Below are 14,064 nucleotides of genomic sequence, written 5' to 3'. Positions count from 1 at the left end.
ATACTATTGAGAGTAAGATTACACATGACACGATAATAAAAACAGCATAATCAATAGCATGACTATAATCAGTAAATATTACAAATCAAATAGCAAATAACGTAAAGTGCCACCGTATTTTTTTACTGAAATTTGTACTATAAACAAACGCTAAAAAATAAAATAAAATGGATAGCAATAATCAAAATTTTCAATTCAAGACCAATATTAACTGCAGTGGCTGTGTAACTAAAGTAACTCCTTTTCTAACTGATAAAACGGGTATTAACCATTGGGAAGTAGACGTTTCTAGTAGAGATAAAGTACTTACAGTTAAGACAGATGGGATATCGGAACAGGAAGTTATCGAGATCGTAGAGAAATCAGGTTTTAAAATCGAACCTTTAAAATCTTAAAAAAGAATTAAACAGATTCTTTAAACACTAAGAATTTTGGGTTAAGTAATTGCGGAAGCATATCGAAATTCCGCAATTACACCCAAAGCAAATCTTCAGATATGGAAAACCACCGCCATGCACCTCAGATGAGCATATACACCTGTCCTATGCCCCCCGAAGTGAACGGGACTCAAGGCAACAGCTGTTCGACATGTGGAATGGATCTGAGATCTGTTCAACAGGAAAATCCAGATCAATATCAGGTACAATTAACAACTTTACCACAGATTATTGAAGCAGGACATCCCGTTAGACTACTAATTGCAATCAAAAAAAACCAAAAACAAGTAGCATTGGACATTTCTGATGAAATGAACATTCATGTCATGGTCATTAGTGAAGATCTTAATTGGTTCAGACACATCCATCCAGTGCTGCAGCAAGACGGTAGCTATGCTGTAACACAGACTTTTCATAACGGTGGAAAATACCATTTGTTCACCTATTTTAAACCTCTTGGCAAAGAACATGTCTTAAACATGTTAGAAATCGAAGTGAAAGGGTACTATATGACTTCTCGTGAGGTCACTTCAAAAAAACCGATATGTTACATAGATGACTATACAGTTATCCTTGAAAATACCGATAATTTTAAAACCGGCAACATACAACGTATAAAGATAGCCATCGAAAAATGCGAAAAGAAACTGCATAACAGTAGTTTGGAACAGTATTTGGGAACATCAGCTCATATATTAATGATCAATAAGACGGATAAAGAGTTTTTACAGATCCGGCCCATACCACATGTACAATACCCGATATACGCAGAAACAAACATTACAAAGGCTGGTAAATACAAGATGTGGGTGCAGTTTAAAATACATGGAAAAGTCCATACAGCAGACTTTAATATTGACATAAGATCAATAAAGGAAAGCGAAAAGGAAGTAAAGCTTCGTCAGCATCAGGTATAGCAAAATGTAAAGCCGAGTGCATTTGAAAGACACAGAAAACAGAACCTCTGCTTTAGAAATCGAGAAAATAACGAAGCAGTTCAAAAGTAAAATTTTAAAACTATCTTTAAATGATTAACAGAAAATAGATATGAAAAAGAACTTATTGATATTGGCAATTTCACTATTTGGACATGTGGCACTTGCCCAAAATACAGAAACACTATTAAGTAAATATTATGGTGTAAAAAATGCATTGGTAAGCAGTGATGAGAAAAAGGCTTCCGAATCCATTCAAGCACTTCAGAAAGTGGTAAAAGCAGAAAGTGCTTTTAAACTTAAAGATAACTTGACCCTTGAAGTAGATAAATTAGCAAAAGCAGGCAATCTTGAAAAACAGCGTGCATCATTCAATGAAGTTTCAACGATCATGTGGCAAATCGTAAAAAGCAGTGATAAGGTCAGCCAACCAGTGTATTATCAATATTGCCCGATGAAAAAAGGCTATTGGTTAAGCAATGAAACGGCGATTAAAAATCCTTACTATGGATCTGCGATGCTTACCTGTGGTAAAGTTACTGAAACCAAGAAGTAACCCGTGAAAAGCTGAGCATTCGATTCAAATAAAAAACTCCGAACCAACAATATCCAATTGTTCGTTCGGAGTTTTTACTTTCCATAGCATCAAATTCATTATCTTCGAATACATAAACCAGTATTCATTCATAAAGATACCCCATGATAGCTATAAAAGTGACTTATACCATCAAAGAAGACTATGTTGATGCGAACAAAGAAAACATTCAGATTTTTCTTGATGAGTTTAAAGAATTGGACAATCATCAATTTGTATATACGATATTCCAGGTTAATGGCAGCAACACCTTTATCCATATGTCACAATATAAAAATGAGGCCATTCAAAAAGAATTATTAAATATGCCCGCTTTCTTAGAATTCCAAAAACAACGCGATCTCCATCTGCTCTCTGAACCAACTATTGAATCCTTAACACAGATCGGTATGTCAAAAAATATATGGTGATGAAATAGTTTAAAAAGCAAGAGCCCTGACAATACTCAAAAACTTCATAATCAATTCATACACAGTTAACATATGCTTTGTAAATTTATATAAGCAAATTAATGTAAACAGTGGTTTAAAACATTTGAATTATGAAAACGATCACACATTTCTTCCAAAGGGTATTATTTCGTATCTTTCTAGTGCAGTTTAGTTCATTCTATTCTCCTCTTAGATTTCACAAATATTAAAACAACTTAAATAAGTGATATTTGCACCACTTGAGAAAATAAATTCCGTAAATGATTTTAACTAAAGATTCCTTTGGCGAAGATTTTATTTGGGGAGTTTCTACAGCCGCCTACCAAATTGAAGGAGCTCATGATATACATGGAAAAGGCCTTTCTATTTGGGATACTTTTGTAAAAAAAAAGAATAAGATCTTTAAAAACCAGCACGGAGATATTGCTTGCGATTTCTATAATCGCTACATAGCAGATCTCCATTTGATGCACAGCTTAAATATTAGGAACTACAGGTTTTCCATTGCCTGGAGCCGTATTCTACCGCAAGGTACAGGAGAAGCCAATCCATCAGGCATTGACTTCTATAATAAACTCATCGATCTTTCTTTAGAATTAGGGATTACACCTTGGATAACACTCTATCACTGGGATCTGCCGCATGCCCTGGAACAAAGAGGTGGATGGATCAACAGGGAAGTCACCGACTGGTTTGCTGATTATGTAGCACTCTGTGTCAAACACTTTGGCGATCGGGTAAAAAACTGGATGGTTTTAAATGAACCTGCGGTATTTAGTGCCGCTGGATACTTCTTTGGCGTACATGCACCTGGAAAAAAAGGAATTGATTACTTTTTAGCAGCTGCACATCATGCATCACTAGCACAGGCTAAAGGTGCAAGAATTATTAAATCATTACAACCAGACAGTACCGTTGGAACCACTTTCTCCTGTTCGCATATTGAACCGTTCAGCGGAAGAGAAAAAGATATCCTTGCGGCTAAAAAAGCAGATGTATTACTCAATAGATTTTTCATAGAGCCCCTGCTAGGTATGGGCTATCCTACAGATGAGATCAAAATTTTGAGAAGAATTGAAAAATATATCAAGCACAATGATGAAAACGAGCTAAAGTTTGATATGGATTTTATCGGAGTACAAAATTATACCCGCGAAATCATCCGTCATTCCTTATTCGTCCCCTACCTACGCGCAAAAATTGTAAGTGCAAAATCGCGCAAGGTCGAACTCACGGCCATGAACTGGGAAGTATTTCCTGAATCCATGTACCATGTTTTGAAAAAATTCAGTGCCTATCCCAACATACCGCCACTGATTGTCACTGAAAATGGAGCCGCTTTTCCAGATGAGGTGGTTAACAATCAGGTCGATGACCCCAAGAGAGTGCAGTATTTACAGTCGACCATTGCCCAAGTACTTAGGGCCAAACAAGAAGGAGTTCAGGTCAATGGTTATTTTGCATGGACTTTTCTCGACAACTTTGAGTGGGCAGAAGGTTATCATCCCAGATTTGGTTTAGTATATGTTGATTTTGAAACGCAACAACGCATCGTTAAATCTTCGGGACATTGGTATGCTGATCTTCTGAAGGAGAAGATATAGGTTCAAGCTATTTGACATTAGCTAAGTGGTATTGATTATAAAATCGATACCACTTACCATATTAATACCTATCATTCACATATTCCGACAGTAACTTCAAGTTCTGAATTGCATCGCCCATTGTATTGTTAAAATAAGTGAAAACCTCTTTCCCTTCAGCTAGCCATTCCCGAATATATGAACTATATTCCTGTAGAAAATCATCTTCATAACTGCCCCGGTAATTACCATTGGGACCATGAAATCGCAGATAAATAAAATCTGTTTCACTATAGGACAATTGCATACCATTACTGTTCTTGTCATGCAGCACAAGACTGGCTCCGTACGAATTTAACAGGCTAAATGTATCTTCACAATGCCAAGATGGATGCCGAAACTCGACGCATATCCGCCATCCCTTTATATGCTCATCATTAACAACAGTCTCTAGCAAAAGATTGACATGCACAGCAGCATTAAACGTAACAGAGGGGGGAAACTGAATCAGTAAACAACCTTTCTTCTCGCCTGCTTCGGCAATCACCTTCAAAAAATGAGCAACATCATTCGGGTCAAAGATCAAACCTTTTGCGTGAGTAATTCCCTTCCATAATTTAAAGGTGAAACGAAATCCATCCGGTACTTCATCTGCCCATCGTTTCACAGTTTCTTCACGTGGTATTTTATAGAATGAACTGTTTACCTCCAACGAATTGAATAATAAAGCATAGACCGCAAGCCTGCTTTTCTCCTGAAGATTTTCGGGATAAAAACTTTTATTTTTATAAGGCAGTAAAATACCGCTCGTACCAGAAAAATACAAAGACTCCATAACCATACAACAAGCACCTCGGAGAGAAGTTATTTTTAATCCTAAATATTAAGATTACATTAGGCAAAAATTACTCAGGATTCCAAATTGAACCATCTAAATATTTTCGGATGTATGTCGACTGGACAAATGCTGAAGTACGATTTGATAGGCCGACTTTTTCTCCCACTTAGCGATCAGCCATGAAATAAAACAAATATGAAAAATATCCGCATGTTCTTTATTCTTTAACAGATCGACCGCAGTTTTTTGAAATACAGGATTAAACGCAATATCAGGCTTATTGAAATATTTCTCCACAAGACTCGCAAAATGTAATACTCTTTCCTCATGAGTTTCTGTAAGAAAACCACTGTATCGACGTTTGAAACTACTTAACCGTGAAACAGCAAGTTCGATATGCCCGAATTGTGCATGAACCAAAACTTCCATCAGATTTTTACGAATGGTCCAAAGCATACCCATTTTTTTCTCGTACCATTGATCAGTATGCTGAAACAAGGCAAGATGGCGTAAGCAAGATCTGTCATCCTGCAACGATAAAAACATCGTTAAACATATCCTTAAATCTTCTATGTCCTCCTGTTTTGTCTTTTTTGTTGTCATTTCCAAAGCCTTCAGCAATACAGCTGTTCCTTCTCCACCCATTCCAGTAAAATATAGATTCAGAGCCGATAACAACTGATGCCGTGGATAAAATTGAGATTCATGAAAACGATGCTGTTCCATTTGGTTCTTCATCTCAGAAAGATACTCCGCACTCTTTTCAAAGCTTCTGTTGCGTAAATGAAAGTTTGCCAAAAAATAAAGGACATGCAACTGATAAAATAAGTGCGATTCATCCGCTTTCTTCTTTCCCTGAATAAAATGTTGGATGCGCTGGATATAACGTTCTATAAAACTATAATCCTGATGAATAGCCGCATATTCATTGGCTATAAAAAGTATCTGATAAATAGACTTATAATTCATTAAATCTTTGACTGCGATCTGATATTTTCGTATGGTCCCGAGCATCAGTGCGGCCAAGTTGACCACTTTACCTTTCAGATTTACCTCACGCATTTCCTGACGCAGAAAAGCATATGCCAGATTCAATTTTGCCTCCCGTTGCATATGTTGCTGGTTGACCATAAAACGTGTTGTTAAGTCTTCTAAATTTTCTGAAGCTTCACTATGCGCATAATTTATTTTAAGAAGCAATATATCGTTCAACAAATTGTACTGTTCCAGTTTTGTTGCGATTTGCTCGGCCTTCACCAAGCACTTGAAAGCAGTTTTATCCACATCATTTTCCAAAAGAAAACGGCTTACAACGATTAAACGCATCACTTCCGAAGCCTGACTGTTATTGCTTTCAAATGTCTTCTGAGATAGAAATAAAAGTAGGTTATCGTGCAGTCTTTTACGCAAAGCATGGTAAGAATCCCTGCTTTTTGTTTTTTTTAACAGCTTTTCTAAGCCATTTATATCGTCAGTATTTAGCAATTCAAATAATAGAATATTTTTAACATCGTGTCGCTTATTCTTCTTGCGCATAAATGCCTTAAAATCCTTTTTATCCTGATCACCAAGTAAATTTATTAATGTCACAAGCGCATCCATAATAGGTTAATTTTAAAAACAAACCTACTAAAAAATTAATTTATATCATCAGTATTTTCAAATATCTCATTTGTACATCTAGCGACAACAGCGGACATTTGCTTCCATAATAACACATAAAAAAACAAAAATTATGGAACCGCTAAAACACAAAACAGAGGAGAACACTCCACTTACAAAAAACGAAGAAAAAACAAAAAATCCATTCAAACCTACAGGTGCATTCATCGGCGCATCCTGGTTTGCTTTACTAACCGGCTCCATGGGGTATTGCATCGGGCTTTGGAACGCTACCATGGAGCTCAATGAAAAAGGATATTATTTCACGATCCTATTATTCGGTTTATTTGCCGTAATCTCCGTACAGAAAAGTGTGCGAGACAGAGCAGAAGGCATTGCCGTAACCGATCTTTATTATGGCCTTAGCTGGTTTGCAACAATTGCTGCAATGGTACTGCTTACCGTAGGGCTCTGGAACGCCGATCTGCTGCTTAGTGAAAAAGGATTTTATGCCATGTCATTCTGCTTAAGTATATTTTCAGCCATCGCTGTACAAAAAAATACCCGCGACGCCAAGATGTTTGAGGAAAACGAATTGTAACTTAGCGGTTGCCACCCGCAGTGACTTGCACAGCAAGCCTGCGGGTTTATTTAATAAATACTGATAAATGAAAAAAAGTAAACTTAAATTATTGAGCAGTACAGCTTTTGTTGCGATGACACTATTTGCATTTACTTTTATTCAAACATATTGGTCGATGGGAAAATTAGCGGATCAAACATCAAGTGGCTGTCTAGACTGTAGTTTCATATACGATGCATGCTTGATTTCTTTATGCAACGCCATTATCCTAAGCCTACTATTTCTTTTAATAGCGAAGATCAAGAGAAACCGATATCAAATCGCAGTAGAATTCGTGCTATTGACCAGCTTTTGGTTCTTTTGGAATTACAATATTTTTGTAGATCGAGAATCCTCGTGGAGTACCTATAGTTTCGATGAAGAAATCTATTATACGGTTTATTTATCCCTACTACCAGTATTGGTAACAGCAACTCTTACCCTCATGACCATCCATCATCAGGTCATTCGTTCAAAATTTAGAGGGCAAAAAAAAGTGACCAGCACCACTCCATAAAAGATAAATCACTTATTTCGCTTCTATGATCATTAACAAATAATCCGAACCGCCCCATGGAACTTAATCATTTTATGGGGCTTTTTTTAAGAAAAGATGCCCAGATCGTACAATGTATCGTTTCATAGCAGAATATCTAAGAGCCGCATTGTGTAATACAAGCAAAATTATCTATGTTTGGTCTACTAAATCTACCATAAGTACATTCGTCATATGGCTTAGAATCAAAAAATAGCTTGCAATATGAAAAGACTTTACATTTGTTTCCTTACTGCTTTATTATGCTTTTCAGCCGTCCTTCAGCTCCCGGCTCAGGAGACAGATTCAGTTAATACAAAAGAACTTGGACTGAGCTCCCTATTAAATGGGATCAGGCAGCAACAGATTAACGACTCTTTAGAACGTGTTAAGCTTCAAAATGAAATCACAAATCTAAAGACACAAAATAGCGCAAAGAAAGAAGACCTAAAACAACAGCTCACGAACTTTGATGAAGAAAATATCATCCGAAATCAGCAGTTAAAAATAAAAGTTGATTCAATCAAAAAAAACACCAAACGTTATGCTGTCGCTCCATTTAACGATACGCTGTTTTACATATACAATAAACTCGGTTCATCTTTAGCAAAAGACCGAGCTGACAATGTCGTCACACGCATTCAAAACTTATACGAAGATGATTTCGTAAAGGTCGATTCCTTCAAAATTGAAAACAATGAAATCAGTTCAGACATTGTATATAAAGACCTCATTATCACTTCAGTTACTGAGTTAGACGCACTGCTTGAAGGAAAAAGTAAAGAAGAAATTGCAAAACAATATCTAAAAAGTATTCAGGAAACCATTAACCGAGAAAAAGAAGAAAACAGTATTTCAAAATTATTGATCCGCATCGGGCTTATCGCGCTCATCTTTATTGTTTTTTACTTATTGATACTATTGATCAATAAAATTAAAGATTACAGTGTGCAGCGGATCATGACCGAACGCACACAGCTGATCAAAGATGTTAAAATCAAGAATTATGTTTTAATTAGTTCCGTTCAAAAAACCCGCATCCTGATCAATAGCATCAACATGTTGCGCTGGGCACTTATCATATTAATGGCCTTTATCATGTTGCCTATTGTATTCAGTGTCTTCCCCTTTACACAAAGTTGGGCCAATAGTTTGATCGGCCTATTTACCAAACCTCTAAAAAAGGCATTTTTAGCGATCTGGGATTATATTCCCAACCTCATCACGGTATTTGTTATCCTATTTGTCATGCGTTATGCCGTCCGATTGGTAAAATACATCTTTACGGAGATTGACAAAGGAAAATTAGAAGTGAATGGTTTCCATCGTGAATTTGCGATGCCGACATTTACCATTGTCCGCTTTCTATTGCAAGCATTTACACTCGTCCTGATATTCCCTTATCTACCAGGATCTAACTCGGATATTTTCAAAGGTATATCCGTATTTATTGGGGTGCTATTTTCATTAGGTTCATCTTCAGCAATATCCAACATTATTGCAGGTCTTGTGATTACCTATATGCGGCCTTTCCGAATCGGAGACCGCATCACGATAGCTGATAAAACTGGCGTCGTGATTGAAAAATCACCGCTGGTAACAAGACTAAGGACCATTAAAAATGAGGAGATAACCATCCCTAATTCATCCATCTTATCAGGGAACACCGTGAACTATTCCACCTTTTCAGATCAGGGAATTTGTTTTCAGGTCGAATTAACAGTAGGCTATGAAGAACCTTGGGAACGCATCCATGAAATGCTCTTAAACATACCTCCGCGGGTAGCACGGGTCAATACCACGCCAGCACCTTTTGTCTTACAGAAGAAACTAGATGACTTTTATGTCCTCTATGAACTAAATGTCTACATTTCGCAGTCTGCTGAAATCGCACTGGCACAGTCCGAGATCTTTCAGTTGATTCTGAACGATTTTCTAGCCGCAGGCATTGAAATGAATGCACCTCATATTTTCGCTAAAGTGGACCATACTCCACAATATAAAGCAGGAATAGATCACATCTAAAAGTACGTCAAAACACGTTAATTACACCAAAAAATTACGACCAACTTGGTTTCTCCGAGTTGGTCGCAATTAATATCTATTTTGAGCTTAAGCTTCTATTTTTTACCCTCATCTGCTACAGGCAAATAAGCAAGTACGTCAAAAACGGTATCCCTAAATACAAAACTTCCAACTTTTGTAATACCCATTTTTTCATGAGCACGTAAAGATGGTATGTTGTCTCTTCTAATAAATAAAATCCCTTCTCGATTTGGCACCTGCTTTATAAGTTCGCTGAACATCAATTGTGCCACCCCTTTTCCGCGCAGATCCTTATTTACACAAATTGGACCATACACGTACGAATCTAAAGCGCCACTGTAAGCACTAAACATAGCATCAAGAATCGGTACAGGATGCTCTTTATAGACCATTTTAGATGTAGATAATAAATATCCAACAACTTGATCTTCCGAGATAGCCACTACTTGAGGCATATCTTGCATCATGGCTACAATTTGCTCCCGTCCAAGTTCACCTGACAATGTACCACCCTGTGCAGGCTGGTTTTCAAATTGTAACGCAAGTATTCCATCCATATCCGCTCCGGATGCGATTTTAATTTTAATATCTGCTTTCATCTTATAAAAATGACTACACCTATTCTAACAGACAACCTACTTATATCGTTGCAAAAGTATAACCAAATCCTCTTACTCAAATATTGAATCCCCTACATCAAATACTTCTAGCATATACTAGTCAATGACGAGTAAAATATGGGAAACAAATAGAAATAAGCATAAAGGACTAAAGAAATAAGTGTCTTTCTTAGCAAAAACAGATTTTCGAAATCTTTTACTAATACCAACATATTTAAAATCCCCTATAAATCGAAGTAGAAATATAACGGCAATAGTCCACATACCATAAACAACATAGGAGGGTGCTATTGGTACCTGAACAAGACCATCAAAAACCATATTGAGCACCGCAAACAGAAACAACCCAACAGCGACGATAAAGGTTCCAAACCGACTGGGGGTAAAAACTCTCTTCCCATTTAACTTTGTCGGAATCGTGGCCGCAATTCCGAACTGCCCATTGCATACCCAATACAGATGCATCGCGGCAAGAAACAAGAAAACAACAATATTTATTTTTGAAAGTATAAACTCCATTCGTTTATTTTTTATTTTAATTCAATAATAAGGATACTTAAAACAAGATCAAAGATTCTTCATCCGAATCTCCGGTTAATTCAGGTAATACGACAGCTTTCTGACAATCGTTCAGATAAGTTACCTTTCTTGGGTACTTCGTCATATAGGCATTGATCAGTTGCATCATGTAGTGATTGCCGGGATATCGCTGTAAACTAGAACGGATATCTTCCATCGACTCGAATTGCACGTATTCATCCAGATAACCCATGGCATAAAAATTACCTTGCTCTACCCAGACATAACTTTTCTCCTCTGATGTTCTTCCTTTATCAACGATTACAAAGGTAGGTTGCTGCTCCAAAAGATGATCGACAGCCAATTCCACTTGCGCATTATGTTTTTCAACTTCCGGCAAATCCGGTGCATCGGGAAAACACCTACTTGCATAAGGTATTTCTGTAGCACCAAATGTACACATACGATGATCGAGCTCAAATTTGACCATCAACTGCCGCAAGACCTGTACCCCATCATATTCCAGATTAAATACCTGAATACATTGACAATGCTTTTTCAATTTACCGACCGCAAGATACAGATAGCCATTCTGTGCTTCATATTTAAACAAACCAAATTTAGGCTCAAAACGTTTCAATGCACGATTATAGGCCGGCCATAGTTTCTTTATTTCTGTACATTCCAGTAATAGCGCCATGAGTTCCGTCGCGCACACCTCAAATGTGATATGATAGATCTCCCTTAAAAAATGCTGTCGTTGTTTATTGATATTGTGCCCCGTAAAATGAGATGCAACACGCTTCTTCAGATTTATAGCTTTTCCAACATAGATAACCTTTCCGTATTGGTTCATAAAATAATAGACGCCCGGATGCTGCGGTAAGGCTTCAAAATCCTCTGGTGCCAAATTAGGCGGGAGTCGTTGATCCGGAGCCGCTTTCTTCAGCATTTCATCCACCACACCTTCAGTATCCCACTGCAGTAAAGAAGAAAACAATATGGCCGTTGCTTCTGCATCTCCGCCGGCACGATGACGATTTGAAATAGGAATAGCTAAACTGTCGCAAAGCTTTCCTAAACTATAAGATCGAAAACCCGGTTTTATTTTACGGCTCAGTCGTACTGTACATAGTTTTCGTGCCGTCCATTTATACCCCTGTTCTTCCAGTTGATGACGAATAAATGAATAATCAAAGTTGACATTATGAGCAACAAAAATACGCCCATCCAGCATATCGAAAACCTTTTGCGCAATATCACCAAATACAGGCGCATCTGCCACCAGCTCGTTATCAATTCCCGTCAGTGCAAAAATAGCCAATGGAATATGCTGTTCCGGATTAATCAACGATTCCCATCGATCAATGACTTTCTCTCCGTCATGAATCACAATCGCAATTTCTGTCATACGGCTGCCCCGGGCATTTCCACCCGTAGTTTCAATATCCACGATGGCATACGTTATGTTTTTCAACTTGTTCACCTCAATCAATTTAACAAAGTTTGCAACTTATTATTCTATATCTTACAGGAACTAACTAACGTTCTTCCGATCAACTTTGCGTAATTTTTCTATTTACAAAAATAAATCCAAATCGTCAGCTGTCACGATAATGCCCTACAAATAATCAATATTTTACACTACATTTGTTTCCAATAGAAACAATTCAATGTTTCTAATAATAGCAAATGGAAAATAAAGAACCAAAAATATTTTTTACCAATAACCTAAAGTTCCTCCGGGAGCGTAAAAAAGTCAGTCAGGCAGTACTCTCCGAAGCCATCAATGTAACACGGGTAAAACTTGCACTTATTGAAATTGGCAAAACAAAAGCCATGGAACCACATTTTATGTTATCCATCTCCAATTATTTTAAGATCAGTTTAGATACCTTAATGACCGTTGACATCAGTAAGCTAGGTGAGTTAAAGATTCGCGATCTGGAAGCTGGGAACGATATTTATATCAAAGGCGGAAATCTTAGAGTTCTGGCCATCAGTGTTGACAAATCCGATCAGGAACATGTTGACTATGTGCCCATAAAAGGACGAGCTGGCTATGTATCTGGAGGGTATGCTGATCCGGACTATATTTCAGAGCTACCGAAATATCATATTCCCAATCTTTCTAAGCACCGAACCTATCGTACCTTTCCTGTAGTTGGAGACTCCATGTTGCCCTTTCCTCAAAATATGGATATAACGGGAAAATTTATTGAAGACTGGAGCCAAATAAAACCCGAATCACTCGCGCTTGTAGTCTTAAAGGGGCAGGATATTATATTCAAAGCCATCACACTGCTTCAAGATGGAATGTTACAGTGTCGTTCTTTAAATCCTATTTACGAATTGTATACCGTTCCACTTGAAGAAATTTTAGAAATATGGGAGTTTCATAGTTACCATACAACAGAATTGCCCGAAACAACAGCAACTATTGCAACAGTACTCCAAAGTTTAGATGACATAAAAAAAATGATTATTCAGAAACCCTAATCCAAGGTCTGCACCCCGCCCCCATTTACAAACAGTACCTGTCCGCTTGTCCAGCTGGAAATCGGAGCCGCAAAATAAAGCACCGCACCAGCAATATCTTCTGGTTCCCCCAAGCGTTGCAAGGGCGTATGCTTCAGCATACTGCGTTCTATTTCCGGCGTTAACACTGTACCCAGTGCATGTGTTCGAACCGCTCCAGGACCCACCGCGTTCACGCGGATTTCCGGTCCGTAATCGAATGCCAAATTTTTAGTCATATGATTTACTGCAGCCTTAGAAGAAGCGTAAGCACTAATTGCAGGACTGGTATTGATAGAAGCCATAGATGACATGTTGATTATGCTCCCATAACCTGCCGATTTCATATGGGGAGCTACCAATTGACATAGCCGCCACATACTAAAAACATTCATTTCAAATACCTTGGCAAATTGTGAAACAGCGATCTGATCAGGACTTTCTTTCCCTGCTCCACCTCCACCCACATTATTTACTAAAATATGTATTCCACCATACTTTGAAACGGCTGCATCCACCAGATTAACCAACGCTTCATCCTTCGTTACATCACATTCAATTGCTAGTGCATTTCCACCATCTTGATTAATTTCACTTGCTGTTTCCTTCGCTGCAGAAAAGTTATAATCAGCGACCACGACATACGCGCCATAAGCAGCCAGCATCTGGCAACAAGCCCTTCCTATACCTGCTGCTCCGCCAGTAATAATAGCCGTTTTACCGCTTAAATCAAATAATTTAGAAATATCCATGCCTGTTCTGTTGTAATCAATAATAAAAGCAA

The 14,064-nt window shown here is 37.7% G+C and carries 15 protein-coding genes; 9 read left to right on the top strand and 6 right to left on the bottom strand.

Annotation, left to right across the window (positions count from 1 at the left end; genetic code table 11):
• The first annotated feature begins 167 nt into the window (after positions 1-167).
• The 5 genes from JAZ75_RS11425 (at position 168) to JAZ75_RS11405 (ending at position 4,002) form a co-directional block, all read left to right on the top strand.
• Positions 168-395, top strand: a complete 228-nt coding sequence (locus JAZ75_RS11425; RefSeq protein WP_208701922.1) for a heavy-metal-associated domain-containing protein — start codon at positions 168-170, stop codon at positions 393-395.
• A gap of 101 nt (positions 396-496) precedes the next feature.
• Positions 497-1,354: a heavy metal-binding domain-containing protein gene (locus tag JAZ75_RS11420; protein ID WP_208701920.1), complete on the top strand. Its 858-nt coding sequence runs from the start codon at positions 497-499 to the stop codon at positions 1,352-1,354.
• Positions 1,355-1,484: 130 nt separating this feature from the next.
• A complete protein-coding gene (locus JAZ75_RS11415) occupies positions 1,485-1,928 on the top strand; it encodes a DUF3347 domain-containing protein (protein ID WP_021190746.1) in 444 nt (147 codons plus the stop codon).
• Between the two features lie 143 nt (positions 1,929-2,071).
• Positions 2,072-2,377 carry a hypothetical protein gene (locus JAZ75_RS11410; protein WP_208701918.1) on the top strand — a complete coding sequence of 102 codons (306 nt, stop codon included), beginning with the start codon at positions 2,072-2,074 and terminating at the stop codon, positions 2,375-2,377.
• Between the two features lie 281 nt (positions 2,378-2,658).
• A complete protein-coding gene (locus JAZ75_RS11405) occupies positions 2,659-4,002 on the top strand; it encodes a GH1 family beta-glucosidase (protein WP_208701916.1) in 1,344 nt (447 codons plus the stop codon).
• 61 nt (positions 4,003-4,063) lie between these two features.
• On the opposite strand, the gene JAZ75_RS11400 is transcribed toward JAZ75_RS11405, so the two are convergent.
• Both JAZ75_RS11400 and JAZ75_RS11395 read right to left on the bottom strand, forming a co-directional pair.
• On the bottom strand, positions 4,064-4,816 hold the full coding sequence (locus tag JAZ75_RS11400) for a DUF72 domain-containing protein (RefSeq protein ID WP_232789417.1): 753 nt from the start codon (positions 4,814-4,816) through the stop codon (positions 4,064-4,066).
• A gap of 96 nt (positions 4,817-4,912) precedes the next feature.
• The gene (locus tag JAZ75_RS11395; protein ID WP_208701912.1) at positions 4,913-6,421 is read right to left on the bottom strand and encodes a hypothetical protein; all 1,509 of its coding nucleotides are present in this window, start codon (positions 6,419-6,421) and stop codon (positions 4,913-4,915) included.
• Between the two features lie 133 nt (positions 6,422-6,554).
• On the opposite strand from JAZ75_RS11395, the gene yiaA reads away from it, so the two are divergent.
• The 3 genes from yiaA (at position 6,555) to JAZ75_RS11380 (ending at position 9,603) form a co-directional block, all read left to right on the top strand.
• Positions 6,555-7,022: an inner membrane protein YiaA gene (yiaA, locus tag JAZ75_RS11390; RefSeq protein WP_132770422.1), complete on the top strand. Its 468-nt coding sequence runs from the start codon at positions 6,555-6,557 to the stop codon at positions 7,020-7,022.
• A 67-nt stretch (positions 7,023-7,089) separates the two neighbouring features.
• The gene (locus JAZ75_RS11385) at positions 7,090-7,560 is read left to right on the top strand and encodes a hypothetical protein (protein WP_208701910.1); all 471 of its coding nucleotides are present in this window, start codon (positions 7,090-7,092) and stop codon (positions 7,558-7,560) included.
• A 243-nt stretch (positions 7,561-7,803) separates the two neighbouring features.
• Positions 7,804-9,603: a mechanosensitive ion channel family protein gene (locus JAZ75_RS11380; protein ID WP_208701908.1), complete on the top strand. Its 1,800-nt coding sequence runs from the start codon at positions 7,804-7,806 to the stop codon at positions 9,601-9,603.
• Positions 9,604-9,698: 95 nt separating this feature from the next.
• On the opposite strand, the gene JAZ75_RS11375 is transcribed toward JAZ75_RS11380, so the two are convergent.
• The 3 genes from JAZ75_RS11375 to JAZ75_RS11365 form a co-directional block, all read right to left on the bottom strand.
• Positions 9,699-10,223, bottom strand: coding sequence for a GNAT family N-acetyltransferase (locus JAZ75_RS11375; RefSeq protein WP_208701906.1), 525 nt, complete (start codon positions 10,221-10,223; stop codon positions 9,699-9,701).
• A gap of 117 nt (positions 10,224-10,340) precedes the next feature.
• Entirely contained in the window at positions 10,341-10,763 is a 423-nt protein-coding gene (locus tag JAZ75_RS11370) for a DUF3995 domain-containing protein (protein ID WP_132841817.1), read from the bottom strand.
• A 37-nt stretch (positions 10,764-10,800) separates the two neighbouring features.
• Complete coding sequence (locus tag JAZ75_RS11365; protein ID WP_232789416.1) at positions 10,801-12,249, bottom strand: exonuclease domain-containing protein; 1,449 nt, start codon at positions 12,247-12,249, stop codon at positions 10,801-10,803.
• A 206-nt stretch (positions 12,250-12,455) separates the two neighbouring features.
• Between JAZ75_RS11365 and JAZ75_RS11360 the strand changes: the two genes are divergently transcribed.
• Positions 12,456-13,262 (top strand): XRE family transcriptional regulator, encoded by an 807-nt coding sequence (locus JAZ75_RS11360; RefSeq protein ID WP_168127317.1) that lies wholly within the window; start codon positions 12,456-12,458, stop codon positions 13,260-13,262.
• Here the strand turns inward: JAZ75_RS11360 and JAZ75_RS11355 are convergent.
• Positions 13,259-14,032 (bottom strand): glucose 1-dehydrogenase, encoded by a 774-nt coding sequence (locus JAZ75_RS11355; RefSeq protein ID WP_208701904.1) that lies wholly within the window; start codon positions 14,030-14,032, stop codon positions 13,259-13,261. The two genes, JAZ75_RS11360 and JAZ75_RS11355, sit on opposite strands and share 4 nt — an antisense overlap.
• Positions 14,033-14,064 lie beyond the last annotated feature (32 nt).

Source organism: Sphingobacterium sp. UDSM-2020 (assembly GCF_016132525.1).
GTDB classification, from domain to species: Bacteria; Bacteroidota; Bacteroidia; order Sphingobacteriales; family Sphingobacteriaceae; genus Sphingobacterium; species Sphingobacterium anhuiense.
This window is presented reverse-complemented; position numbering and strand designations above follow the sequence as displayed.